Here is a 23325-nt window from a genome sequence, read left to right on the forward strand (position 1 = left end):
ATTCGGCGCTTCGCTTCTCACGCGCTGAAAAGGCAGGAAAGGCATGAAAGCAAAAGACAAGACCCTCGCGCGTTTTCAGTGCCGCCGGACGCTCAGGCTTACCGGCGAGGAGGACGCGCGTTTGAGCGGACAGGCGGCAATCGCCGGAATCTCCGTTTCCGAATACATGCGCCGCCTGTTCTTTGGGGGCAGACCGCTTGTCGCCAAGACGGACGGCCAGACCATCCGGGAGTTGCGGCGACTTGGCGGCTTGCTCAAATACAATTTTGAAGCGGTCAGGGAAAAAGGCGGGAGGAATGAGCTTGCGGAATTGAGCGCGACCCTGAACGCCATACGGGCGGTCATTGAGAGATTGAGCGAAAGATAATGATCCTGAAAAAGCTGAAGCGCACCAATTTTGAGAAGCCCAAGGCGACCATGATAGCCGCCCTGGTGGACTACATCTTTGCCGAAAAGGACGAATACGGCAACGACAAGCTGATGTATTCAGGAGCGTTGAACTTCATCACAGGGACTTTGGCGGCGCAAAAAAATGAAATGATTGCTCTTGCCGAGGAATCCGTACAAAGCAAAATGCCGATTGCCCACTGGGTTATGTCCTGGCAGGAAAACGAACTGCCGAGCCATGAACAGATTGACGAGGCCGCGCATATTTTTCTTGAACGCATGGGTTTACAGGAACATCAGGCGTTTTACACCCTGCACGGGAACACCGGCAATTATCATGTGCATATCGCCGTCAACCGGACAAACCCCTACACCATGAAAACGGTTCAGCCGCACCGGGGTTTTGACATTGAGGAAGGCCACAGGATAGCGGCCCTCATAACCCACAAGCAGGGCTGGGCAAGTCAGGAAAAAGCCCGTTATCGCGTCAACGAAAAAGGCGAGATAGTGCGCAATATAAAGCAGATACCGTTTCTTGAAATGCCGCAAACCGTCAAGCCCACGGCCAAGGCCGAAGACTTTGAAAACGCTACCGGCGAAAAATCGGCCATGCGTATCGCCCAGGAGCGCGGCCACAAAATCATCAAGACTGCCGGAAGCTGGAAAGAACTGCATGAAAAACTGGCGGCGGTCGGCTTGCGCTTTGAAAAGAAAGGGTCAGGCGCAATCGTGTTTGTGGGTGAAACAGCCGTCAAAGCCTCGTCCATAGACCGCAATTTCGGCTTGTCCAGGCTCTGCAAACGGCTTGGCGAGTATAAAGCCGGAGTGTACCCGCCGGAAGCGGAGGACATGCCGAAAATTGAGCCGGAGCCGGTCAGCGAAGTTTTCATCGAGCAATGGCGGGAGTACCGGCAGGCTCGCGCCGATGAAGCGGAGCGCCGGAGAAGCGGCAGGAAGCGCGTTGCCGCCGACAGGCGGCGAATACGGGAGCGACAGCGGGAACAGCGGCGAAAGAGCCTTGCCGCCCTCGCGCCGCACGGCCTCCCCATGCTGAACATTGCCCGGCATTTTCTCAAGGAGCAACAGCGGGAAGAAAGGGAACGGCTACGGGAAGAAACGCCCAAGCCCACGCCGCTGGGCAGCTTCAAATATTGGCTTGGGCGGAAAAGCAACCGCCTTGCCAATCTCTGGCGCTTCAGGAAGCGCATAAGGCCGGATATGGAAGTCAGAAAATTCGAGTTTCCCAAAATCGGCAGTCTGGCCGCGCCGTACCGCGCCTGTCTGGAAATTCTGCAAAAGGAAAATCCCGGAGCTATCGACGCTTCCCGCATGGACAGCCTGCTTGCCCTGCACATGCGCCTTGCCGGATACACCCCGCAGGAAACCGCCAATGAAATGTACAGGCAGGCCCGTCCGCTCCGGCGGGAGAAAGAAAACCGCGACTGGATAGACTATGCCCGGCGCATGGTCTGGTACGCCTTTGGCGCACCCGGAGATATTGACCTTGCGGCGGCCAAGCCCACAAAAGAACTCATACAGACGTTTCAGAGGGAAGCGGAGCGGATTGAAGCCGAGCGGCAGAAACCCAAGCCGCCGGAAGAACAGCCGCAATACCGTATGAGAATGCGCTGAAACACGGAGAGCGCCCTCAAACAAGGCGCTCTCCGTGTTTTATCTAAAGCCGGTAGGCTGGCTTCAGACACTAAGACCATCACTTCACGGCGCTTTTCAAATCTCCGTACCCCTCTTTGTCCATGTCGTCATAGTGGATGAACCGTATCGCCAGACTGTTGATGCAATAGCGCAAACCGCCACGGTCTTTCGGGCCGTCGTCGAAGACATGGCCGAGATGCGAGTCGCCGACCCGGCTGCGTACTTCGGTGCGCAGCATACCGAAACTTCTGTCTTTGTGCTCGGTGACCACCACCGGCGAGATGGGCTTGGTGAAGCTGGGCCAGCCGCAGCGGGAGTAAAACTTGTCGGCGGAAGAAAATAGGGGCTCGCCGGTTACCACGTCAACATATATGCCCGGCTCTTCATTATCCAAATACCGGCCTGAAAAGGCCCGTTCAGTGCCGTTTTTCTGGGTTACATTGTATTGTTCCGGGCTGAGCAGCTTTTTCAGCTCTTCGGCCGGCGGCTTAGAGTAGTTGCTTGCGTCCAGCGAGTCTCTGTCGCTTGCAGGAATATCTTTGAGACTGTCAAAGCTGATATGGCAATAGCCGCCTGGGTTCTTTTTCAGGTAATCCTGATGGTATTCCTCGGCCGGATAGTAATTTTTCAGGGGTAGAAGCTCCACAGCCAGAGGCTGCGAATATTTGCCCTGTATCTCTTTCCAGACCTTTTCCAGAACCGGCTTGTCGGCTTCATCGGCGTAATACAGGCCGGTTCGGTACTGGCTGCCCAGGTCGTTGCCCTGCTTGTTCACACTGATGGGGTTGATGATCTTGAAAAACTGCTTGGTCAATGTTTCCAGGCTTACTTTGGCCGGGTCGTAGCTGACGTGCACGGCCTCGGCATAGCCGGTTTTTCCCGAGCAGACTTCCCTGTAAGTTGGTTTTTCAGTATTCCCGTTGGCGTAGCCGGAGGTGACGTCAAGCACACCCGGAATACGCGAAAAATATTCTTCCACACCCCAGAAACAGCCACCTGCGAAATAGGCATCTTTTAGGGGTTCAGTTGCTTGGGCGCTTACGCCAAAAAAGCCTGAGCCGAGTATGACCGCAGCCAGCATGAGTATATTTTTTTTCATAATATCACCTCTCTTGCGCGCCGAGGTTTGAAAGTTCCTTAATGACGCGCTCGTTGGATTCGTCTCCGACGCTTTGTTTGAACAGCCTGCCGTCCTTTCCCAGATAGACGAAAGTAGGGTAGGCTCTGATTCCGAATTCCTTGGTTAAAGCGCCGTTCTCATCGAAATAAATCGGGAAAGACAGGCCCTGCGCCTTGGCCCAGGCAGTGAAATCATCCTTGCCTACCTCGCCGTTCAGGCCGGGAGCGACCACGGAGATAACGGCTATATCTTCTGAGCCGGCATACTCGGCGGATAATGCCGCAAAATCCTCGAGACCGGCCAAGCAGAGCGGGCACCAGGTAGCCCAGAACTTTATACACACAGCCTTGCCCCGGAAATCGTCCAGGCTGGCCGGGGCGGCGTTAAGGGCCTGCATGCGGGCGGGATGCCTTTCAGAGTTTGAGACTGGCTCATTCTGCCCGGCCCTCAGCAACGTGATTTGCCCCCAAATCATCCAGCAACCCATAAGGATGATCAGGATACCCCCGGCAATTTTTATTTTGGGAAAATGCGGATATATGCCTTTGATGCGCCCAAACAGACTCCTTGAGCCAAGGGCCAGCACGGCAAAGGGCAGGCTCAGGCCGAAAGCATAGACCAAAAGCAGCCCGCCACCGGTAAGGGCGCTGCCTTGCTGTGAGGAAATGCCGAGCACTGCCCCCAGCACCGGCCCTACGCAGGGCGTCCAGCCGAAAGAGAAAAGAAAGCCGAGGGCAAACGCGCCGATCAAACCTTTGCGTGGATTGAAAGCCACATCCAGCTTTTTTTCCCGTTCAAGCAGGGGGATGCTGATCAATCCGGTCTGATGCAGTCCGAAGGCGATGATTATTGCACCGCAAGCCATAAAGAACCATCTGTTGCTTATGAGCCCGCCCAAAGCTCCGGCTCCGAAACCAAGAATGAAAAAGGAAGCGGCCAGGCCCGCAACAAAGGCAAACGCTTTAAAAAGGCTGGTGTTGTCTTGCTCCTGTGCGGAGTTAACGCCTCCGGAAAGATAGCCGAAATACACCGGCAAGATCGGAAGCACGCATGGCGAGAAGAAAGATAGAAGGCCAGCGGCAAACACCGTGGCTACAAATCCCATTGTGAGCATTTCCATAATATTACTCTATTGCATGACCACGCGCGGCCTCGTTACATGATTATTCTGACCGTGGTTCCTCGGCCTTTATGGCTCTCAATGTCGAGCGCCCAGCCGTGTTTGTCCACGATGAGCTTGGCGATATAAAGGCCAACGCCCTTGCTGTTTACCGCCTTGAAAGCCTGACTGGAACGGTTGATGATATTCTTTGCCGTTTCTTCATCCATGCCCTCGCCACTGTCAGTTATTTCGATTACGACGTTCCGGCCCTCGCGTTTGAGGCTTAGGCTGGCCCCGCCAGCCTGTGTGTACTTGATGGAGTTGGAAAGCAGGTTAATCAGCACCTGGGCCAGACGTACCGAGTCTGCCTCGATAATCACGTCCGGCTCAATATTGTAGATAAAATCCAGTTTTTTTTGCGCGAAGCCGCCCTCGTGGCCGATGGCGACCCTGTGGGCCAGATCGGAAACGTTTACCTGGGTAATGTTCAGATCAAAGGCGTCGTTTTCGTAAATCAGGCGGTCTTCAAGCTCGTTAAGCAACTCGCCGGTGCGGGCAACTTCGGCGCGCATTGCCTCAAGCCGTTCCCTGTCCGCCTCGTAGATGCCGTCGAGCATGGCTTCAAGCTGGCTAAGCAAAATTTGCAGTGGCGTGCGCAGTTCGTGCGAAAGGCTGACGATTAGCTCCTGCCGGAATTTTTCCTGGTTAAGCAGCGATTCGCCAAGGGCGTTGATGGAATCCGCGATCTCGTGCATTTCGGCCACATTGCCCTTGATGGCTATACGGGTTTGCAAGTGCCCGGTCGAAATATCCTTGGCCGCCACGGCAATTTGCCGGATTGGCTTGGAGAGCCGGTAAAAGAACAGCATGGAGATGGCCGCGCCCACCACGCTGATGCAGATTATTGAAAGCACCACCAGCCAAATGCCGCCGCCCCGGAATGCATCGGCTTCGGGTGAACTGATGTGGTTGCTGAAATAGCCGGCCGTAAGTTCGCCAACTGTTTTGCCGTCAACCGTTATGGGCAGCCTGACCCGCGTGTACTTGTGGTTGGGGTTGGCGCAACAGCGCTCCACGCCTTTTTCACTGGTGTAAACAGTGTTTCCGGCCAGGTCGGTTATGGTAAAATAATCGCCGGAGAGTTTGGCTGCGGCCCCGGTCTCGCTGCCGTCATAGCCGTTCCAACTACCATACATCTTGTAGTGCATGGCCACCTGCATGACCAGCATGTGCTGGGTCTCTTCATGCACCTTGTCCACGTAATAGGAAAAGAAGCGGTCGATGATATGTAGGCCGAAAAAGATGAATACAACCACGGTGATGCCCGTTATCACCACAAAATAGGCCGTGAAGAGTCTGCGGAATGGCTTGTTTTTACGCATGGCGCTCCACCCCCAGGCTGTAGCCCTGGCCGTGAACGGTTTTGATAATCTCCGGCTTTTTTGGGTCGTCTTCAAGCTTCTGGCGTAGGTGCGCAATATGCACATCCACAATACGATCCATGGCATCCGGCGAATCGATGTATTCCACCAGTTTGTCGCGGCTGACCACGGCTTTGCTGTTGCTGGCAAGGCAGAGCAACACCTTGTATTCATTGGGGGTCAGCTTGATTTCCGTCTCGTTTTTGCTGACCGTATGTTTATCCATGTAGATTGCAATGTTTTTGCCCAAGTGGATGACGTTCTCCATCGGGCGACAGCGTTTGAGCACGGCCTTTACCCGGGCCACCAGCTCACGCGGGCTGAAAGGCTTGGCCAGGTAGTCGTCGGCCCCAGAGGCGAAACCGTTGATTCTGGATTGCTCGCTACGTTTCGAGGTGAGCATGATTACAGGCGTGTTGTAGAGGCCGACCACGTGTGCGCAAAGGTCTTCACCCTGGCCGTCGGGCAGCATCAGGTCGAGTACGATGAGGTCGATATCGGAACTGACGAGTTTCAAGGCCTCGGCGATGGTCGCGGCGTGGAGCACCGCGTAGCCCTCGCGGCGAAGGTAGTCCATCACGGTTTGGGCGATTTTCAGTTCGTCTTCCACTACCAAAATATTGTACATAAACACCTGCTGTTCAGCGTAGTAGGGAGTTCTCCACAGCTTTCGCCAAACTTAGCTTCTAGGCGTCGGAGGCACAATGGAGAATTTGGCCTCCGGCTCCCCTGTTTTAACGGTGGAAAGCGGGGCCAAGGCAAAGGCCCCGCTCACCACCGGCAGCTTGGGAGCTACATTTTTTTCTTCATGCTGTCGCCTTTCATCACACCCTTGTCGTCTTTCATGCCCTTATCTTTCATCATCCCGTCCTTTTTCATGCCGTCGTCCATCATCTTATGGTCTTTCCCCATGGCGCCGTCTTTTTTCATGCCATTGTCCATCATGGTCTTGTCGCTTTTCATGTCGCCGGACTTGGCTTCCATGGCGATGGCCTGGCTTAAGGACAGTGAGCAGATAATGGCCGTAATGCTGAGAATGGAAAGAAGCTTTTTCATAATACCCTCCAGGTATGTAAAAATGAACACTCAAGCGTGTTGCCTGCTGGGACCGGCTACATTCAGCGGGTTGCCAGCCGTCTTGAGCTCAGATTTACAGGAGAGTTGTTAAGAAATTATTTAGGAATAAATATTTTTTGATTATGCCTGTCCAGCTTGAAAATTTTTTTCAATTTTAGGGGCTGTCCTAGTTAAGACTAATGTTTTGCTTGTTTTACCCAATAAGTTAGCTGAGTTAGGAGCTGTTTATGATTGCCTCCATTGAAACGCCATTCGCATTCCTTGAGGAACCAGTAAAAGTGTTCAGGCTTGATACCGTTAAAGCGACGCAAGTGCCTTTTGGCCTGATTCCAAAAATTTTCTATTCCATTGATATGATTATGCTGTTCCGCAAACTTCTGGGAATGATTGATGCGATGATGATGGAATCCGTTGATATCCAGGGCATTGTAAGCTGAAAATGTATCCGTATAGACTATACTGTCGGGTTCCACCTGTTCTTTGATGATGGGGAGAAGTGTTTCAGTGCGGGCATCAGGAATGATTGCCGTGTAAACTCTGCCGTTTCTCTTCAGTAAACCAAAAACAGCTATTTTTCCGGCAGCTCCCCGTCCTCTTTTACCTTTTCTTACACCTCCAAAGTAACTTTCATCGGCTTCTATTTCACCGGACAGTCGATAACTGGGGAGATGCGAAGCAATGAGACGTCGCAAACGCATGAAATAGGATGTGGCTGTGTTACGGTTTACTCCTGCCATTTCTCCGGCAGCCCTTGCCGTGGCACCAGCCACAAAAAATTTTATGAGTTCGGCCTGTTGCCGATAATTTAGTCTGCTGCGTCTTTCATACATGGTCTTATCCTAGCTCTTTTTTCTTAGCTAGGACAGCCCCCAATTTTATTATGTTCAAACCTAGATGTAATGTTCCAATAGGTTGTTCACCCTGCCTCAAGCCGGTAAAGCTGGAGTTGACAGACAACAGTAAACCGAGCCGAGGACAGGGTGAACAGCCATAAGAATGCCAAATTGACTGCACGCGGTCGAGAGGAAATGATCCGGCGGATGAGCGAAAAGCCCGCAGCCGCAGTTGCGGCGGGTTTTGGTGTAAGCCTGCGTACCGCCAGAAAGTGGATGAGCCGCTACAGGCAGGGAGGCTTTGAGAATCTTGCGGACAGAAGTTCTCGCCCGAAGCGATGCCGGGGCACACTGACGGAACAAGATTTTGGTTCCATTTTGGCTTTGCGCAAAGAGCGCCTGACTGGTGATGAAATTGCGTTACGTCTTGGCCTTTGCCGCAGCAGCGTGTTCCGGGCCTTGCGTAAACTCGGCTGCTCCCGGATTTCATCTTTGGAGGAAAAAGCGCCCATCCAGCGTTACCAGTGGGAAAAGCCCGGGCAAATGCTGCATCTGGATATCAAGCGACTGGGCAAGATTGACGGCGTTGGCCACAAGAAAGCAGGAACACGGCAAGTCCGTCGCCGCCACCCAGGCTGGGAATACTTACACGTCTGCGTGGATGATGCGTCCAGGGCAGCGTATACAGCGGTGCTCCCGGATGAGACCGCGGAATCAGCGATAGAGTTTTTATGGTTTGCGGTAGCTTGGTATAGCGCCCACGGCATAAAAGTGGAACGAGTACTGACGGATAATGGAGCGTGTTATAAATCCCAAAAATTCCGGGATGCGTGCCGGGAGTTTGGCATAAAGCATAAACGGACCCGACCTTACCGGCCTCAAACCAATGGCAAGGCGGAACGCTTTATCAGGACGGCCTTGAAAGAGTGGGCATACGCACACACGTATACCCACTCAGAGAAAAGAACAGCGAACTTGCCGGTCTGGACGCATCGCTACAACTTTGTGCGTCCGCATACGGCTCTTGGCAGAAAACCTCCAGCCTCAAGGCTGAACGGAGGGTGAACAACGTGTTGACACTCTACACCTAGAGCTTGTCCGGGCAAACCCTAAAATGTCCACTCAAAGCTAAAATTTTTAGGGGTATAAAATTTATTTTTCTAAATATGCCGTATAAATTAAGAGAGTTAAATAGGTAATTTAAATCCCGTCTCCGCATTTTGAAATTATGAGCATTAGCTGTGCTTCTCCGATGTGCTTATCAAAAAATGCCTTAAAATGGAATACGTTTACCCCGCTTTTTCGTCCCACTCCAGTTGCCCAATTTTTCCGAGTCCCGCTCCCTTCTGTCTAATCCCGTCCGCAAACGTCCTCAGCTATCCCGAATTTTTTGGGGTAACTGGCAGGGTAAATTTTTTTCAAAAAAATTTTTATTAAATTATATCAAGTAGATATTTGCCAAAAAAGACTGAGCTATGACGAGGCGCACCGCGTCACTGGGAACACCTCGGTGGCCGGACAGCTTTTAGCGGACATGACCACGATGGCACGGGAATCGCGCAAATGGAACCTGTCCATCGGACTTTACACGCAATCTATTGATGACATTCCCAAAATCATCATCGAATTGGCCACCACCATTCTCATTCTGGGGGCGGGGACGGAACAGAGCATTGAGGACATGACCGAGCGTTTCGGCCTCAATGGCGCGTGCAGTTATGCCTTGGCGCACTTGGGCAAGCCCGGCCCTGCTGGTTCCAATTTGGTGGGCATATTCCGCACCGGCGCGGGGAAGTCGCAACTGGTGCTCAGTTTGACCATAGGCGGGCAAGCTCTGTGGGCTTTTTCCACCACCACAGAAGATGTGACCATCCGTAACAGTCTTTACAAGCGCATGGAACCTTCCGAAGCCTTGCGGCGGCTGGCCATTCGTTTTCCCGGCGGTTCAGCCAAATCGGAAGTGGAACGACGCCGTATGCGCGTTACCGATCAGAGCGCCGCTGATGACGTGCTGGTCAACGTGCTCCATGAAATCGTTCATGAAATTGAAGCCATGTGAGGGGATGATGAAGAAACTTTTTCTACTCACCATGCTCATAGCCCTTCCGTCTCAAGCCTTGGGGGCGGGGTGCGGCTGCGGTTCCATTCAGGCCATGATCACAAGCGCGAAGATGGAAACCATTCAGACCGTCAACGCCAGCACAGCAGCGGAAGCGGCGTCCATTCGCTCGGAAATTCTTGTGGCTGCGCAAAACATTATCGGCACTATCAAATCGGAAAGCGCCACTATTGTGCGGGCCATTATCAGCCTGAAAGAAAGCAATGCCGCCATGCTCAAAGGACAGGCCGTGGCAGGTCAGGCTACTCGAAGCGAAGATATGTACGGCAAGGCCGCGCAACCAGCCGGACTCTGCGGAGCTGCTTCGCTGGGGGCCGGGGTGCAGCTTGGGGCGCAGGCTTCGCAGCAAGTGCATCAAACCATGCGTGGCAAGCAGCTGGAATACTCCAACAAAACCGATGCGCGGCCCGTGGAATATCTGGAGCGCCTGCTGCAAGACGAACATCCCTCTGAACAGGAAATGGCAGACGCGCTTTTTCCCCTGCAAGAAACCCTCACCGAAGAACAGGTGGCGCAAGCGCATGAAACCATCAAATCGCTCGCCAATCCCCGTCCTTTGCCGGTGGTGACTGAAGCGCAAAAAGCCAGCCCTTCCGGCCAGACCTATGCGGCAGCACGAACAGTGCATGAAGGGCGTCTGGCTATGGCAATGGAAAGCCTCAACAGCCATGTAGTGTACCACGCGCCTTCACTACCAGAGGATGTGGCGGGCTGGGCGCAGAACCAATGGAAGGAAGCAGGCGGAAGCGGAACGCCCCCCGGCATTGTGGACGGCAAAATGTCTGAAGCCGGTTTGTTTAAACTTTTAAGCCAAATGCGCATAGGCAATCCCAACTGGTTCAATCAGGTGACGACAGCCACAGAAGCAGGACTGTTGCGGGAAATGACGGTCATGCAGGCCATCCAGATTGAGCTTACTCGCAAAAATAATGAGCTGCTTGACCGGCTCGGCGTTGTCGTTTCCTTGGATTTTCTCACCAGAATGGAAGGAGCCACCGGCAAGGAATTGTCCGACCTGTACACGCGCATGGTTGGCGCACAGCAATAGATAAATATAAAAATATATTTATATAAAAATATAATGAAAGGATAGATATATGGCCTCTTCACCTGAAATACCAGCCACTTCTGAAGTCTTGCTCAAGAGTGACGCCAGCAAACAATTTCTGGATGCTTTGCTCGGGCAGGGCTGGGATTCGTGGGGACAGGGGCTTGGGGGATCGCAGGCTGCGGAGCTGATGTTGGAAATGTTCAGCGCCTTCAACCTGGTGGCACTGGCCATCATTTCAGCCTTGTTCATCTGGGTGCTGGCCGTTTCTGTGGCTGGCACGGCGCATGAGGGAACGCCTTTCGGGAAAAAGTACAGTTCCCTGTGGATGCCTTTGCGTTTTGTGGGGGCAATGGGCGCAATGGCTCCCATATTCAAAGGGTTGAGCCTCTTTCAGGTAGCCATTCTGGCCTGCATCGGATTTTCCATCAACCTTGGTAATTTTGTCTGGTCGCTCGGCACGGATTACTTCGTGGAGCACGGCGGGCAGATTACCGTGCAGGCTCCAGATCAGAATGTCACCCAGTATGCGGCCATTGCCAATGGCGCTCTGGAATCGCTTACCTTGCAATATTATTTGAACGAGCGGCGTGGCCTTGGCATTTCACCTGGGGGAACATGGGACTACAGCGGCAACTGGATCAGGTCTGGCGGCGAATACCGTTTTTCCTTCAACGGCAACACTGGTTCCATCATGGTGGAATGTGTGGATGAATCGGACGCACTGTGCCGAGGGAAGGTCAATGCTGTAGGCACGGCCATTTCTTCACTGTCCTCGGTGGCCAGCCAGCTTGCCAACCCCGACACGCCCGCTGATTCCATTGCCCCCCTGGCCCTGCACAATGCGGCAAATAACATCAACGCCACTATTCTTGCATCGCTGCAAAGCTATGCCAAACAAGGGCAACTCAAGGGCAAACTGCAAAATTTTCAGGATATTTCCGATCAGTATGGCTGGTTTATTGCCGGTTCTTCGTATTGGTCAATCTCATGGATCAATCAGGAAGTGCGCGAAGCCATGTATTCCGGCATTTCCTATGCTCCCAGAGAGTATACTGGCTCTGAAATGCTGGCCATGACCTATGGCCTGCACGATTACGAGGCCATGCAGGAGCGCGTGGCCAACTATATAAAAACCGCCTATACCACGCGACGTGGTGTTTCTGACACAACGGCCAATCCCGCTGTGACTGATGAAGGGCGGGCCTTTGGGGAAATAGGCAACTGGCTGCGAGCTACGCTGAATGGGCTGGTCAGCGCCAACATTCTGCCCATCGCGGTGGAAAAGCTCTCCACCAATGATCCCATCATGGCCATATCCAATATCGGGGATTACTTCATCGGCACAGCCTGGGGGCTGGCGGCAGCGCTTGGCGCGGTGGACGTGGCGCATTCTCTGGGCAAGGCCATTCCCCTTGTCGGCAATGCCGTTCCCAATCTTGATAAATACATATCTTTCGTATTGTTTTCTGTCTTTTTGCCGCTGCTGCTCTACGGGCTGGCTTTAGCCTATTACCTGCCCGCCATTCCTTTCATACGCTGGATTTCTGCACTTGCCGGATGGGCCATCCTCATTGTGGAAGCCTTGGTGGCCGCGCCCGTCTGGTTGTGCGCTCATGCGCTGCCTGAAGGGGAAGGGGCAGCCGGACAGCACGGCAAACGCGGCTATCTGCTCTTGCTTGGCATCGTCATTCGTCCGCCGCTGATGGTGGCCGGCTTTTTTGCCGCCGTGATTCTGCTCAATGTCCTTGGCCGCGTGATCGGCACGGGCTTTGAGCTGTTCATTGCCGGAACCTCACAAACCAAGGTCGTCGGCATCACCGGCACAATCTCCATGCTCATCATTTTGGGCATCGTGGTCATCATGATGGCCAACAAATTCTTTTCGCTCATTCACTATCTGCCGGAACATGTGACCAACTGGATTGGCCAGCAATTCCATTCTTTGGGAGAAAAGGAAGATCAGAGCGGGGTCAAGGGCGTGTTCGTGGGTTCCACCAGCACGGTATCTTCAGGAGCAGAGGGAGCAAAAGGGCTACGTCAAACCGTCTTGAACAGCTCCAGTAACCAGGACAGCACGCTCACAGAACAGAATTTCAGGAGTTAAGCCATGTTCGAGAATTTCAGAAAATCCATGCGGGCGCGAATAGCCCCCACCGGCGATCATATTTCGGAACTGCGGCAAGACCTGAATGCCCGCCTGCAAGACTTTCGAGCGCAACGCACTCCAGCAGAGCAGGCACGGCTGGAACAGGATTTTGCCCAAGTGCTTCACGCCTGGGGCATCGAAAATACGACAGCCATTCCTGCGGTTGTGCGGGAATTGCGCCTGCGTATGCTGATTTTTTCCCTGCCCGTGGCGCTCTGCCTCGTGCTGGCCTTGTTCACGCCGTGGCCTGCGGTTTGGCTGCCCGTGGCCCTGATCGCCCCGCCATGCCTTTTGGGGGGTATCATCACGCGCTGGCGCATTTCCATACTCACACGGCAACAGTACCAGCCCTTTATGCGGTGGCTATGCTCATGCTTCGGATTCGTTTCCCAATCCCAGATAGGCTCGTAAGGCGGCTTCAATGACGGCAATTTCCTTCATATCATTCTGCACGGCAAAGAGCTTCATCGCCTTGGCAAGATCACGGTCAAGAAGAAAGTATTTGCCCACACGATTTTCCTTACCTTTGCCTGGCATCTTGCCCGTTGCAGTATCCGCTGCTGCCGGGGCTGGTTTTGCTTCGGGTTTCAGCTCCGGCGCTGGCGCACCGAACACGCTGTCGAGCAAATCTTCCTTTTCTTCCACGGTTGCAATCTGTCCAAGGCCGCCTTTTTTACGAGTCATATCGAGCCTCCAATCTGGTGAGAACTTCGCTGCCGAGCGCGGCATAATCCTGCGCTCCGTAGGATTTAGGATCATAGGAGAAAATGCTTTGCCCGTGGCTTGGCGCTTCGGCCAGCGTCACATTATCGCGGATGACCGTCTGCATGAGGTCGGCGCTGTGTTTTTGGGCCAACACGCCGAGCACATCACGACACAGACGCTTCCTGCGATCCACAAAGGTCGGAACGATACCAAGCACCGTCAAATGCGGATTCAATCTGCGGCGCACCCGCGCCATGTCGTCCTGCATGAGGGCAAGCCCTTCAAGGGAATGAAACTCCGTCTGCACAGGAATAAGCACAGCATCCGCCGCCGCATAGGTATTGATAGCCAGCAAATCCAGCGCGGGCGGACTGTCGATGAGCGCGACATCAAACATGCCCTGCACCTGTTCCAGTGCCTCTTTCAACAGCAATTCCTTGCCGATCTCTTGGGCAAAGACTTCCGGCATAGCTGCAAGCTGTCGATTGGCCGGGGCAAGCAGCACACAGCCCTTTTCTTCGCCGCGTTCCACCGGCACAGCAATATCCTGCCAAGCAGCCTTGGCCCGCAAGACATCCAGAATGCTGTTGCCGTCATTTTTTACACCCCAAGCACGGGTCAAGTTGGCTTGGGCATCCATATCCACAGCCAGCACCTTTTTGCCATGAGCGGCCAGAGCGGCTGCCAAATTTTGGGCGCTGGTGGTTTTGCCCACGCCCCCCTTCTTGTTGGCAATGACGATAGTGCGCATGAGAACCTCCAAAGGAATCAGTGCGATATGGCGTTGCTATAGCAATATATAAATATATTTTCAATACAAAAATATATTTATATAAAAATATACCTCTATAACAATAAACAAAAAGGAGTGCGGCTCATGCAGCGATCTGCCTTTATTTTAAGCCTTTTACTCTTGGCTGGGTGCGCGCAAAAAAACAGCGACCAGAGTGTGACCAGCCCTGCCGATTTTGTGGCAGTCACGCTTGGTCAGGCGGCGGAAAACGCCCACAGCGAACTGGCCATGCTGGCGAAACTGCGGGGGCAAGGCTTACAGCCTTTGCTCTTACCCGCTGACCCTGCGCTCAATCAGCCGGTATCCATTGCATGGACTGGCCCTGCCGAGGGAGCGCTCAAAGAGGTGTGCCTCAGCGTGGGTTACCGCTATCAAGAACTCGGCAGCCCTTCACCGCAAGCGCTCATGGTGGTGGTTCGCGGACTGAATCGCCCTGCGCATATGCTTCTGGAAGATATTGCCTGGCAGGTGCAGCCCCAAGCCGTGCTGCGCGTTGACCCCATTGGCCGCGTTATCACTCTGGCCAGAACAAGCAAGGCAGGGGGGCAGTCATGATGCACTGTCTGCTTTTACCCTGTTCGCTGTTGCTGTGCCTGAGCCTCATGGGTTGTGCCGCCACCAATGAGGAAAATCTGCCCCCCGTGCCCATGCCGCCGCAGATCACAGCAACCGATCTGCCGAAACAGTCTGCCCCGTCACCTGCACAGCCGCAGGGACAAACCATCACGATCAGCACGCCGCCCGATCTTACGGCGTCACCGCGCCAACACGAGCCAGAAGAGCTGGCTGTGCTTCTGGAAATGAAGGGTACAGCAATCAACGACACGGCTGTCAATCTCATGCGCCCCTCGGCTATCCGCGAGGCCGCGCAGCTCGTCACGTTTCAAACGGCCATAGCCTGGCGCTACAAACAGCTTGTGGCGTCCACCGAAGCGCACAGTGCCATCATGGACACAGCGTTCAACTTTGATCCCTTGCTCATGACGCAAGGAGATGCCCTGATTTTGCCGCCCGTGCTCACGCGGGCCGGGGCTTCTCTGCGCATCGAATCTGGGGAAACAGCCACAGCCGCGCAAACCTCCTATGAATTACTGGCTCCGGCCCGTTATGTCTCCGTGGCTCCCACATGGCGCGAATTTCTTATGGCAGACACCTTTCCCGAACCGGAAAAGCCCAATCAAGCAGTGATGCCGAAAAACGACAAAGAACGGCGCATCTGGCGAGAGGCTGTGCGTGAAGCCTGGGCGCAGGGCGTTGCAGAAGCGGATCAGCTTTACGCAGACAACGTCTCACGCATGGTGCGCCAGTATCGCGGTGTCATGCTCTACCATTTACTCACGGCGCAGCACCTTCTGAGCAAGGTCAACACGGCGTCCGCTGAAATAGGCACAAAAACCACGGACGGCGGCAATAAATTGCACATAGGGCAAAAGGTGTACCGCATTACAACGCCTTCCGCCTTTCTCCCCCAAGCTCAACGCAGCAGAAGGAAGTAAGCCATGACGGACGCATCTTTGCCCCTGTTTCCGCACGAGCCGTTATTACGGTGGGAGTATGCTGATATTGATGCTTTGCTGCTGTGGGCTACGCAAGCAGGCATGTCAGATTTGTGCCTCTGTTCTGGAAGTCCTGCATGGATGCGCCTGCACGGTGAATGGCGGGCTGTGTCTCAGCGGCCTATTTCGGCGGAGGAATTATTGCTGGTGCTGGAACGCCTGACCAAAAACAATTCTGTGTCGGCCATGATCAAGTCCGGCCAGAGCGACTATGATTTTGCCTATCAGATTGAAGAATCTCGCGGGGTACGCCGCCGGTATCGCGGTAATGCTACGCCGGTGGCCGATGGCTATTCCACAGGGGTGAAGATTGTTTTTCGCGCCTTGCCTGCCATGCCGCCTCTTCTTGAAGATTTGCAGGTGGAATCTGGCATTCTGGAACATGCCATTCCCGCCAACGGGCTGGTACTCGTCACCGGCGTCATGGGTTCAGGCAAAAGTACGCTGTTGGCCGCCATCCTGCGGCACATCATCGAGCACGGTGGCCGCAATGTCATCACCTACGAAGCGCCCATCGAATTTGATTACACGACCATCCCCAATGCGGGCGGCCCTGTTTCACAAAGTGCCATCCCCGATCATTTGCAATCATTTTTGAAAGCCACACGCAACTCCACCCGTGCCGCCCCGGACGTGGTGCTCATTGGTGAAAGCCGCGACCCGGAAACGCTGCGCGGCATGATTGAAAGCGCGGAAATCGGCGTGGCTGCATATTCCACCGTGCATACCCGCTCTGTTCCCGAAACACTCTCGCGCATCATTAATGTCTTCCCCGTGGAAGAACGTCTTCAGGTTTCGGCAACGCTGCTTTCCTGCCTGCGCCTTGTGGTGTCACAACGGCTTTTGCCTCTGCCGGACGGCAAAGGACGCACAGCATTACGCGAATATCTGGCCTTTACCCCGCAGATTCGGGAAATCCTGCTGGAAACTCCGCCAGAACGGATGATCAGCGCGTGTGAGCATTTGCTTGGCCAGCACGGACAGCGCATTCAGGACGCAGCAGAACGCGCTTTTGCCGAAGGAAGGATTGCCAAGGACAACTATCTGGCCATCTTGGCGGAACGGAAAAGATATCACGGGGAAGCCAATGAATCACAATCTGCTTTGGCGGGATAGCGCCCTTACGCCTAAAATTTTTATTCTGGATGCCCGCGCTGTTTTTCCGTTGGGGCTGTGGCTGTTCCATTGGGCGTGGTGGACGGCCTGTGTGGCTATGGCCGGAATTGTCCTTCTCTTCCTCGTGCAGCGCACGGGCATGACCCCGCTGGCCTGCTTTCGTGCTGTGCGCGTGGCCTTCATGGGCAGGCGGCGGGAAACAAAACAGCATGAAGTTCACTGGCGGCAACGCTGCCGCTGGGACGCATGAATTTGCTATATAAATATATTTTTCTCTGAACTATATAAAAATATTATTCTATGGAAATTATATGAACACTAAAAAACGAAATAAATACGGCATGTTCGATATTTCTCTCCACACACAGGAGAAGGAGGTCATCACACTTTCACGGAACGATATTGAACGGCAGTTGGACGCCGGAGCTTTCTTCATGAGCCATGAAGAAGCCCTTGAGGCCGGTTTGATCAGTCCCTATGGCGAGCCGGATACCGTAATTGTGGCTGTGCAGGAGGACGTATGAGTCAGGAACGGCCTGCGGAAAAGAAGAACCGCTTTCAGATCAGCCGTGAGGTGCAGGAGGATTTCGTCAACAGTGTGGCGGAAAATATGCTGGCTTTGGCGGAAACCGCAGGCAAATGGCAAAAACCGTGGGCGGCTGACACAGCTGCGGGAATGTGCCTTGGAGGGATGCCCTTTTGTGCCGCTACAGGCCGTGAATATGGCGGGGCCAACTTAGTCAAACTCATACTGACCGGCATCATCAAGGGCTACCAAGACGACAGGTGGGTAACATTCAAGCAGCTGCAACAAATTCAGGCCGCGCACCCTGAACAGGATATCAAAGTGAAAAAGGGGGCCAAAGGCGTGAAACTTCTGCGGCCCGAAGAAATTGCCTTCATCGTCAGAGAAGACGGCCCATGGGAATACCTCACGAATAAACAGCTCAAGGACATTGCCGCGCAGAGGGAACAGGGGCAGGAGACACCCGATGTGCAACACATGATGCTGTTCTATCCTTTTACCGTCTTTAACGCCGCACAAATAGAAGGCTTTCCGCCCAAAGAGCAACAGGCCCACATCATGACCGCTGTGGAGCGCAATGATTTCGTGGAACGCTTCATCGCCTGCACAGGTATTCCCGTGGAGCATCACACTGGAGACGCCTACTACGAGGCCAAGGCCGATGTGGTAAAAATGCCGTTTCCCGAACGCTTCATCAGTTCAGAAGAATACTATGCCACCAAGCTCCACGAAACGTATCATGCCACAGGTCATAAGGAGCGGGAGCATCGCAAAGACAATAAGGGGGAAACGCTCAAAAATTACGCCCTTGAAGAAATGCGGGCGGAAATGTTCTCCATGCTGGCAGGAGCGCGGTTCAATCTGCCCATGCCGGAAAGCAATTCCGCCGCGTACATCGCCCACTGGAATCAGAAGTTTTCTGGAGGGGATGCGAAGGCCGTATTTCAGGCGGCAGCAGAAGCGGCCAAGGTGCTGACAACCATGAATCACTTTGCCCTGGGTGAACAACCCAAGGCGGCATGGTTTCCTCTGCGGGAAACATGGACGGAACTCATGGCTATGCAGGTGCAACGCGATGCCGCCACCGGCGTTTATTTGCAGCAGTCTGCCGAGATTGCCGCCCGAAGCACTGATGCACATCTGCCCCGGCCCGTGTCTTCCTCTTTTGCCGAATCGGTCACAGCCTTTACCGAGGCCAATGATGCCGTGCTGAAAGCCCGCATCATCCTTCAAAACCCTGATTTACTCACTATGGCGCTCAAACAGGACAGCGAAGCGTCTCGATCTTTAGCAGATTTGTGCGCCGCGCTTTCGCAGAGCCTCAGTATGGGACTGGACGAAAAACAAGGAAAACCCGTACCGCAATCCCCCCAAACCGCTGCCCCCGTTGCCCGCATGAGGATATAACGATGAATCTGCTCATTTTGGAATCACCTGGGAAAGTGAAAAAAGTGCAAAGTTACCTTGGAAACGATTGGAAGGTCGTTGCCTCGGTGGGACATGTACGAGATTTGCCGGAACGGGAGATTGGCGTTGCCTTGCCTGACTTTACCCCCACTTATACGCCCACGGAGCGTGGCAAAGATGTGCTCAAGCGATTGAAAGGGTTAGTGGCTGCGGCTTCTGCCGTTTATTTGGCTACCGACCCTGACCGTGAGGGTGAGGCCATTGCCTGGCATTTGACCGATGCACTGGGGTTGAACAAACCCAAACGTGTCACCTACGGAGAAATTACCGCTGCCGCAGTGCAGGCCGCCATCAAGGCCCCGCGTTCCTTGGATATGGATTTAGTCGCAGCACAGGAAGCACGGCGAGTTCTGGATCGTTTCTGCGGCTATCTGGTCAGCGGGCCATTGTCCCGTGCCGCGGGCATACGTCTTTCTGCCGGTCGTGTGCAGAGCCCGGCTGTGCGTCTGGTGGTGGAACGCGAACGGCATATCAAAAATTTTGTGAGCGTGACTCATTATGGTGCGGAGTTGGCGTTCACCGAGGGCTGGAGCGCAACGTGGCTCACCAAGCCTTGGTTGGAAGATGGGCAGGAGTACCTGTTGGACAAAACTTTGGCCGAAACAGCCGCCGCGCTGCGTTCGGTCTCCGTGCGTGAATGCAAGGAATCTGAAAGCCGTACAGCCCCTCCTGCGCCTTTTACCACGTCCAGCCTGCAACAAGCAGCTTCCAATGCGCTCAAGTACACGCCTAAACAAACCATGCAGCTGGCACAAAAGCTCTATGAAGGCGGTCACATAACGTATATGCGCACGGATTCACCCAATTTATCGGAAGAAGCGATCAGCAGCATTCGCGCATTTTGTACAGCGCAAGGCTGGCCGCTGGTGGAAAAGCCGCGCACTTGGAAATCCAAAGAAGGCGCTCAGGAAGCGCACGAGGCTGTGCGCCCCACACATATCGAGGTGGAGGACGCAGGGGAAACGACGGATGAGCAAGCCTTGTATCATCTCATACGCTTGCGGACGTTGGCTTCACAGCTGGCAGATGCGGTGTATGACGTGCGCACAGTTCGCTTATCTGCGGAGTTGCACGGTAAAGAAGCCACTTTTGAGGCCAAAGGACGTGTGCTGCGTGAACTTGGCTGGAAGATACTCACAACGACCGATGCGGCTATGCAGGATGAAGAGGCCGACACGGACGCTCCAGAAAATCCTGTTCCCATGCTGACCGAAGGACAAAGCCTCGAAGCCTCCGGCGGCAAGCTCCTGACCAAAAAGACCAAACCACCCACCCGTTTTTCCGAAGCCAGTCTGGTGCGTGAACTGGAAAACAGGGGCATCGGGCGTCCGGCCACTTTCGCCGCCATTGTGGACACTATCCTCAAGCGTGAATACGTCCGCGTTGAAAAGCGTTTTCTCGTGTCCACGCCGCTGGGTGAACAGGTGGTGGATTTGCTCACCGGAGCCTTCTCTTTCCTTGATTTCGAGTTCACCAAGACAATGGAAGCCTCTCTGGACGCCATTGCCGAGGGCAAAGCCGCGTATAAAGAAGTGATGACCAAGGCCCATGCCCAGCTTATGCGCGAAGTGAGCACCTTCACTGCCAAGTATCCAGGGCAGGAACGCACAGCCCCCGAACCCACGGATTTTGCTTGCAAGGTCTGCGGCAAGCCACTTGTTCACATGAAGGGGCAGCGCCGGGATGGCTCCGGTGAATATGATTTCTTCGCCTGCTCTGACCGTGCTTGCAATACCAGCTATCCCAATGCGGATGGCAGACCAGGCGAACCCCGCAAGAAAGCCCCTGTCTCCAAGTTTATATGTAAATCCTGCGGTAAGCCGCTGGTGCGCCGCGAAAGTGCCAAAGGTGCGTTCTTTGGATGCTCCGGCTATCCAAACTGCAAGCAGCTTTACCAGATAACCGAAGACGGCAAACCTGATTTTCCAGCCTCAAGCAAAACCAAGAAAAGGGGGAAGCAGTGAGAATATTCTTTGTGATGCTTTTACTCGTGCTGTCTGCTGTGCCTGTTTTCGCGGGTTCGTGCAGTGATACTCAGAGCGCTGCCAGCACGGCCATTAAGGAGCGCAACGCTGCGGTGAAGGAAATCCACAACACGGCCATGCCTGATCCAGAAGAGGATCGGGGGGCGCTCTCCAGTTGCCTGGGCAGTGTGGCCAGCATTGGAGACGCCTTCTCCCTCGGCGTAAGTCTGCCGAGCATGGAGCAAATCATTTCAGGCATGTGCAATCGAGTGGATTCTGAAATTCAGAGCAAGATAAACGAAGCCTTGAGCGAAACACGTTCCTCCATTGGCGGCATTGGGCAGAATAATCCATTTCAGGTTTCCGGCAGCAGTAGTGGTATTGTGAGCGGAATTATTGGAAAAATTAAGTGAGCACAGGATATAAATATATGTTCCATAGAAAAATATATTTATATATTGCTATGATATTTTGCCCTATTGTACTGGCAGGCTTGACCGCTCTGGCCCTTCCCTCGGTGGCCATAGCGGCTGTTCGAGATAGAATTACCATGCCGGAGACACGCCCACTTTCTTGGGAGTGCGTTGTAGACGCGGCAGCCCAATACAATCTGCCGCTGGCGGCAATGGTGGGCATTCTGGCTACTGAAGGAGGCAAAACAGGCGAGGCTTTGAGCAATACCAACGGCACATGGGATATGGGGCCGTTTCAGATCAATACCTGCCACGTCAACGAACTGCTTCAGGCAGGTATGGCCCCTGAAATTATTTTGCAGGACGGCTGCGCCAATGCGTATGCGGCTGCCTTTATTCTACGCAAAGAATACGACCGTAGCCGTAATATCTGGGATGCCGTGGGCGCGTACCATTCCCGAACCCCACATCTTCATGCGGCATACCTCGGACGGGTCAAAAACCATCTGGTCAAGCTCTCGCGCACTGGATTGGCAAGCTTGCTCTCCCGCTGCGCAGCAACCGGCGGAGATGAACAATGAACGGGCAAAAGGAAGATTCCGGCAACGCTTTCTTCATTCTAGTTTGCCTCATGATTGCCGTGCTGTTCGTGCTGCCCGCGTGGTATGCCTCCAGAGCTGGATACATTAACGGTACTCTGTTGGAACTGGCAAAAACGCAAATCGCCGCGTTCGCAGTCTTCTCCGATGAAGCCCAGCAAGCCTTGGGCTTGATGGCACAGGCTGACCCCGCCGCGCTTTCCTGGGAGCAGATGACGAACGTCCTGCGTTACAGCGGCAAGTGGATACGCTGGCCCTATGCCGTGGTTTTGGTGGCGCTGGGGGTGGCAGCTATTTTCATGGAACGGACGGCTGGACTTATCAGACACCTGAACATGGACAGCTTGCTTGCGCATAATGCGGAATCTTTTGCTTGCCTGCGGCCCGTTGTAGGGCGTGGCAAATATCTTCTTTCGCGAGAATCTTACGACAACGGCCCTTGGCGTATTGCCCGCACTCCGGTGCAGTTTGCTGTGGAGCATGGCCTGCTGCTGGACAAGGACGGACAAGTATTCACTGCGGAGCAAGTTTTGCGGCGCGGTCTGCCCCATGCTGATCTTCCGGCATATGGCCATGCGTATTTGGACGAAGAGCAATCCGCTATCGTGCTGCAAGAACAGCTTGGCAAGAAATTCGGTGGGTTTGACGCGATGAGTCAGGAACGCAAAGTGCTGGCCAGCGCTTTTCTGGCCTATGCCGCTGGTGACAAGCACGCCTGTATGAATCTGCTGGATGCCATGTCTGCCTCCTATACCGAAAATGAGAAACAGGCTCCGGCCTGTCCTGTACTGGAAAATGCGACATTTCAAAAGCAGATGGAAAACCTGTGGAATACCCACAAAACACTGCTGGATGAGCCTATTCTCAAGCGTCATGCGGTCTTTGAGCTTCCTCTCTTCATGGCCATGCTCACGCTGGCCAGACGCAAGGGAGTTCTGGCTTCTTCGCAATTTTTATGGCTGCGGCCTTTGGATCGTCCTCTTTGGTACGCGCTGAACCAATGCGGGGGCCGAGCGGCTTGGGCTGAGGGCTTTGCCGCATGGGCACAATACGCGGCGGAAGAAAAAGCCGGTACTTCATTCCCCGAAGCTCGCACTGCCCATGCCGTGCAGCGCCTCAAGGATACACTGGCCGCGCAAGGTTGGTTTACGAAAATGCCCAAACTTTTTGAACCAACAGGGCTTCATTTAGACAAAGACGTGGTTTTCGCGGCGGCAGAAGAAAACAGCGAATATGATGCCAATAACGATTTGAATTTATTGCAAGAGTATTGAGGT

Annotated in this window: 25 protein-coding genes; 17 read left to right on the forward strand and 8 right to left on the reverse strand. The window is 54.0% G+C overall.

Translation table 11 applies throughout. The annotated features are described in order from the left end of the window. Window positions 1-43 precede the first annotated feature (43 nt). Window positions 44-367 (forward strand): hypothetical protein, encoded by a 324-nt coding sequence (locus HMPREF0178_RS16345; protein WP_009368899.1) that lies wholly within the window; start codon window positions 44-46, stop codon window positions 365-367. Beyond that, window positions 367-2019: a relaxase/mobilization nuclease domain-containing protein gene (locus HMPREF0178_RS16350; protein ID WP_009368900.1), complete on the forward strand. Its 1653-nt coding sequence runs from the start codon at window positions 367-369 to the stop codon at window positions 2017-2019. Before HMPREF0178_RS16345 ends, HMPREF0178_RS16350 begins: the two co-directional genes overlap by 1 nt. A 79-nt stretch (window positions 2020-2098) precedes the next feature. Here the strand turns inward: HMPREF0178_RS16350 and msrA are convergent, their stop codons facing one another. The 6 genes from msrA to HMPREF0178_RS21160 all read right to left on the reverse strand — a co-directional run bounded on the left by msrA (window position 2099) and on the right by HMPREF0178_RS21160 (window position 7590). Then, window positions 2099-3139: a peptide-methionine (S)-S-oxide reductase MsrA gene (gene msrA, locus HMPREF0178_RS16355; RefSeq protein ID WP_009368901.1), complete on the reverse strand. Its 1041-nt coding sequence runs from the start codon at window positions 3137-3139 to the stop codon at window positions 2099-2101. A gap of 4 nt (window positions 3140-3143) precedes the next feature. Further along, a complete protein-coding gene (locus HMPREF0178_RS21155) occupies window positions 3144-4280 on the reverse strand; it encodes a cytochrome c biogenesis protein/redoxin (RefSeq protein ID WP_009368902.1) in 1137 nt (378 codons plus the stop codon). Between the two features lie 35 nt (window positions 4281-4315). Then, window positions 4316-5644, reverse strand: a complete 1329-nt coding sequence (locus HMPREF0178_RS16365; protein ID WP_009368903.1) for a HAMP domain-containing sensor histidine kinase — start codon at window positions 5642-5644, stop codon at window positions 4316-4318. Continuing rightward, window positions 5637-6311: a response regulator transcription factor gene (locus HMPREF0178_RS16370; RefSeq protein ID WP_009368904.1), complete on the reverse strand. Its 675-nt coding sequence runs from the start codon at window positions 6309-6311 to the stop codon at window positions 5637-5639. The genes HMPREF0178_RS16365 and HMPREF0178_RS16370 overlap by 8 nt, the downstream gene beginning before the upstream one ends. Before the next feature lie 164 nt (window positions 6312-6475). Next, complete coding sequence (locus HMPREF0178_RS16375; RefSeq protein ID WP_009368905.1) at window positions 6476-6739, reverse strand: hypothetical protein; 264 nt, start codon at window positions 6737-6739, stop codon at window positions 6476-6478. A gap of 197 nt (window positions 6740-6936) precedes the next feature. After that, window positions 6937-7590: an IS1595 family transposase gene (locus HMPREF0178_RS21160; RefSeq protein WP_081847458.1), complete on the reverse strand. Its 654-nt coding sequence runs from the start codon at window positions 7588-7590 to the stop codon at window positions 6937-6939. A 150-nt stretch (window positions 7591-7740) separates the two neighbouring features. On the opposite strand from HMPREF0178_RS21160, the gene HMPREF0178_RS16385 reads away from it, so the two are divergent. The 5 genes from HMPREF0178_RS16385 to HMPREF0178_RS21635 all read left to right on the forward strand — a co-directional run bounded on the left by HMPREF0178_RS16385 (window position 7741) and on the right by HMPREF0178_RS21635 (window position 13320). Then, window positions 7741-8658 carry an IS481 family transposase gene (locus HMPREF0178_RS16385; RefSeq protein WP_009368907.1) on the forward strand — a complete coding sequence of 306 codons (918 nt, stop codon included), beginning with the start codon at window positions 7741-7743 and terminating at the stop codon, window positions 8656-8658. 445 nt (window positions 8659-9103) lie between these two features. Further along, window positions 9104-9652: a hypothetical protein gene (locus HMPREF0178_RS16390; RefSeq protein ID WP_009368908.1), complete on the forward strand. Its 549-nt coding sequence runs from the start codon at window positions 9104-9106 to the stop codon at window positions 9650-9652. Next, window positions 9633-10760: a hypothetical protein gene (locus tag HMPREF0178_RS16395; protein WP_157134962.1), complete on the forward strand. Its 1128-nt coding sequence runs from the start codon at window positions 9633-9635 to the stop codon at window positions 10758-10760. Before HMPREF0178_RS16390 ends, HMPREF0178_RS16395 begins: the two co-directional genes overlap by 20 nt. Before the next feature lie 49 nt (window positions 10761-10809). Next, complete coding sequence (locus HMPREF0178_RS16400; RefSeq protein ID WP_009368910.1) at window positions 10810-12867, forward strand: DotA/TraY family protein; 2058 nt, start codon at window positions 10810-10812, stop codon at window positions 12865-12867. A 3-nt stretch (window positions 12868-12870) separates the two neighbouring features. Beyond that, on the forward strand, window positions 12871-13320 hold the full coding sequence (locus tag HMPREF0178_RS21635) for a hypothetical protein (protein WP_009368911.1): 450 nt from the start codon (window positions 12871-12873) through the stop codon (window positions 13318-13320). On the opposite strand, the gene HMPREF0178_RS16410 is transcribed toward HMPREF0178_RS21635, so the two are convergent. Continuing rightward, entirely contained in the window at window positions 13279-13593 is a 315-nt protein-coding gene (locus tag HMPREF0178_RS16410) for a hypothetical protein (protein ID WP_009368912.1), read from the reverse strand. The genes HMPREF0178_RS21635 and HMPREF0178_RS16410 overlap by 42 nt on opposite strands. Beyond that, window positions 13583-14365 carry a ParA family protein gene (locus HMPREF0178_RS16415; RefSeq protein ID WP_009368913.1) on the reverse strand — a complete coding sequence of 261 codons (783 nt, stop codon included), beginning with the start codon at window positions 14363-14365 and terminating at the stop codon, window positions 13583-13585. The genes HMPREF0178_RS16410 and HMPREF0178_RS16415 overlap by 11 nt, the downstream gene beginning before the upstream one ends. A 126-nt stretch (window positions 14366-14491) precedes the next feature. Between HMPREF0178_RS16415 and HMPREF0178_RS16420 the strand changes: the two genes are divergently transcribed. The 10 genes from HMPREF0178_RS16420 to HMPREF0178_RS16465 all read left to right on the forward strand — a co-directional run bounded on the left by HMPREF0178_RS16420 (window position 14492) and on the right by HMPREF0178_RS16465 (window position 23322). After that, window positions 14492-14962 carry a DotD/TraH family lipoprotein gene (locus HMPREF0178_RS16420; protein WP_009368914.1) on the forward strand — a complete coding sequence of 157 codons (471 nt, stop codon included), beginning with the start codon at window positions 14492-14494 and terminating at the stop codon, window positions 14960-14962. Between the two features lie 47 nt (window positions 14963-15009). Next, a complete protein-coding gene (locus HMPREF0178_RS16425) occupies window positions 15010-15903 on the forward strand; it encodes a type IV secretory system conjugative DNA transfer family protein (protein ID WP_198135005.1) in 894 nt (297 codons plus the stop codon). A 3-nt stretch (window positions 15904-15906) separates the two neighbouring features. Then, the gene (locus HMPREF0178_RS16430; protein ID WP_009368916.1) at window positions 15907-17079 is read left to right on the forward strand and encodes a type IV pilus twitching motility protein PilT; all 1173 of its coding nucleotides are present in this window, start codon (window positions 15907-15909) and stop codon (window positions 17077-17079) included. After that, window positions 17051-17329 carry an IcmT/TraK family protein gene (gene icmT / locus HMPREF0178_RS16435; RefSeq protein ID WP_009368917.1) on the forward strand — a complete coding sequence of 93 codons (279 nt, stop codon included), beginning with the start codon at window positions 17051-17053 and terminating at the stop codon, window positions 17327-17329. Before HMPREF0178_RS16430 ends, icmT begins: the two co-directional genes overlap by 29 nt. Window positions 17330-17390: 61 nt before the next feature. Next, window positions 17391-17603: a hypothetical protein gene (locus tag HMPREF0178_RS16440; protein ID WP_009368918.1), complete on the forward strand. Its 213-nt coding sequence runs from the start codon at window positions 17391-17393 to the stop codon at window positions 17601-17603. After that, window positions 17600-19012, forward strand: a complete 1413-nt coding sequence (locus tag HMPREF0178_RS16445) for a zincin-like metallopeptidase domain-containing protein (protein WP_009368919.1) — start codon at window positions 17600-17602, stop codon at window positions 19010-19012. Before HMPREF0178_RS16440 ends, HMPREF0178_RS16445 begins: the two co-directional genes overlap by 4 nt. Before the next feature lie 2 nt (window positions 19013-19014). Continuing rightward, window positions 19015-21036, forward strand: a complete 2022-nt coding sequence (topA, locus tag HMPREF0178_RS16450; RefSeq protein WP_009368920.1) for a type I DNA topoisomerase — start codon at window positions 19015-19017, stop codon at window positions 21034-21036. Continuing rightward, the gene (locus tag HMPREF0178_RS16455) at window positions 21033-21449 is read left to right on the forward strand and encodes a hypothetical protein (RefSeq protein ID WP_009368921.1); all 417 of its coding nucleotides are present in this window, start codon (window positions 21033-21035) and stop codon (window positions 21447-21449) included. Before topA ends, HMPREF0178_RS16455 begins: the two co-directional genes overlap by 4 nt. Further along, complete coding sequence (locus HMPREF0178_RS16460; protein ID WP_157134963.1) at window positions 21446-22030, forward strand: lytic transglycosylase domain-containing protein; 585 nt, start codon at window positions 21446-21448, stop codon at window positions 22028-22030. Before HMPREF0178_RS16455 ends, HMPREF0178_RS16460 begins: the two co-directional genes overlap by 4 nt. Beyond that, window positions 22027-23322, forward strand: coding sequence for a hypothetical protein (locus tag HMPREF0178_RS16465; RefSeq protein WP_009368923.1), 1296 nt, complete (start codon window positions 22027-22029; stop codon window positions 23320-23322). Before HMPREF0178_RS16460 ends, HMPREF0178_RS16465 begins: the two co-directional genes overlap by 4 nt. The last annotated feature ends 3 nt before the right edge of the window (window positions 23323-23325 follow it).

The organism is Bilophila sp. 4_1_30 (genome assembly GCF_000224655.1).
In the GTDB taxonomy this organism is placed as follows: Bacteria; Desulfobacterota; Desulfovibrionia; order Desulfovibrionales; family Desulfovibrionaceae; genus Bilophila; species Bilophila wadsworthia.

What these genes read in the sequence shown, in the direction of transcription:
- HMPREF0178_RS21155 (WP_009368902.1), bottom strand. Translation starts at nt 4,280, where the DNA reads ATGGAAATGCTCACAATGGGATTTGTAGCCACGGTGTTTGCCGCTGGC.
- topA (WP_009368920.1), top strand. Translation starts at nt 19,015, where the DNA reads ATGAATCTGCTCATTTTGGAATCACCTGGGAAAGTGAAAAAAGTGCAA.
- HMPREF0178_RS16365 (WP_009368903.1), bottom strand. Translation starts at nt 5,644, where the DNA reads ATGCGTAAAAACAAGCCATTCCGCAGACTCTTCACGGCCTATTTTGTG.
- HMPREF0178_RS16430 (WP_009368916.1), top strand. Translation starts at nt 15,907, where the DNA reads ATGACGGACGCATCTTTGCCCCTGTTTCCGCACGAGCCGTTATTACGG.
- HMPREF0178_RS16345 (WP_009368899.1), top strand. Translation starts at nt 44, where the DNA reads ATGAAAGCAAAAGACAAGACCCTCGCGCGTTTTCAGTGCCGCCGGACG.
- HMPREF0178_RS16375 (WP_009368905.1), bottom strand. Translation starts at nt 6,739, where the DNA reads ATGAAAAAGCTTCTTTCCATTCTCAGCATTACGGCCATTATCTGCTCA.
- HMPREF0178_RS16445 (WP_009368919.1), top strand. Translation starts at nt 17,600, where the DNA reads ATGAGTCAGGAACGGCCTGCGGAAAAGAAGAACCGCTTTCAGATCAGC.
- HMPREF0178_RS16350 (WP_009368900.1), top strand. Translation starts at nt 367, where the DNA reads ATGATCCTGAAAAAGCTGAAGCGCACCAATTTTGAGAAGCCCAAGGCG.
- HMPREF0178_RS16440 (WP_009368918.1), top strand. Translation starts at nt 17,391, where the DNA reads ATGAACACTAAAAAACGAAATAAATACGGCATGTTCGATATTTCTCTC.
- msrA (WP_009368901.1), bottom strand. Translation starts at nt 3,139, where the DNA reads ATGAAAAAAAATATACTCATGCTGGCTGCGGTCATACTCGGCTCAGGC.
- HMPREF0178_RS16425 (WP_198135005.1), top strand. Translation starts at nt 15,010, where the DNA reads ATGGGTTGTGCCGCCACCAATGAGGAAAATCTGCCCCCCGTGCCCATG.
- HMPREF0178_RS16465 (WP_009368923.1), top strand. Translation starts at nt 22,027, where the DNA reads ATGAACGGGCAAAAGGAAGATTCCGGCAACGCTTTCTTCATTCTAGTT.
- HMPREF0178_RS16400 (WP_009368910.1), top strand. Translation starts at nt 10,810, where the DNA reads ATGGCCTCTTCACCTGAAATACCAGCCACTTCTGAAGTCTTGCTCAAG.
- icmT (WP_009368917.1), top strand. Translation starts at nt 17,051, where the DNA reads ATGAATCACAATCTGCTTTGGCGGGATAGCGCCCTTACGCCTAAAATT.
- HMPREF0178_RS16395 (WP_157134962.1), top strand. Translation starts at nt 9,633, where the DNA reads ATGAAATTGAAGCCATGTGAGGGGATGATGAAGAAACTTTTTCTACTC.
- HMPREF0178_RS21635 (WP_009368911.1), top strand. Translation starts at nt 12,871, where the DNA reads ATGTTCGAGAATTTCAGAAAATCCATGCGGGCGCGAATAGCCCCCACC.
- HMPREF0178_RS16370 (WP_009368904.1), bottom strand. Translation starts at nt 6,311, where the DNA reads ATGTACAATATTTTGGTAGTGGAAGACGAACTGAAAATCGCCCAAACC.
- HMPREF0178_RS21160 (WP_081847458.1), bottom strand. Translation starts at nt 7,590, where the DNA reads ATGTATGAAAGACGCAGCAGACTAAATTATCGGCAACAGGCCGAACTC.
- HMPREF0178_RS16415 (WP_009368913.1), bottom strand. Translation starts at nt 14,365, where the DNA reads ATGCGCACTATCGTCATTGCCAACAAGAAGGGGGGCGTGGGCAAAACC.
- HMPREF0178_RS16410 (WP_009368912.1), bottom strand. Translation starts at nt 13,593, where the DNA reads ATGACTCGTAAAAAAGGCGGCCTTGGACAGATTGCAACCGTGGAAGAA.
- HMPREF0178_RS16420 (WP_009368914.1), top strand. Translation starts at nt 14,492, where the DNA reads ATGCAGCGATCTGCCTTTATTTTAAGCCTTTTACTCTTGGCTGGGTGC.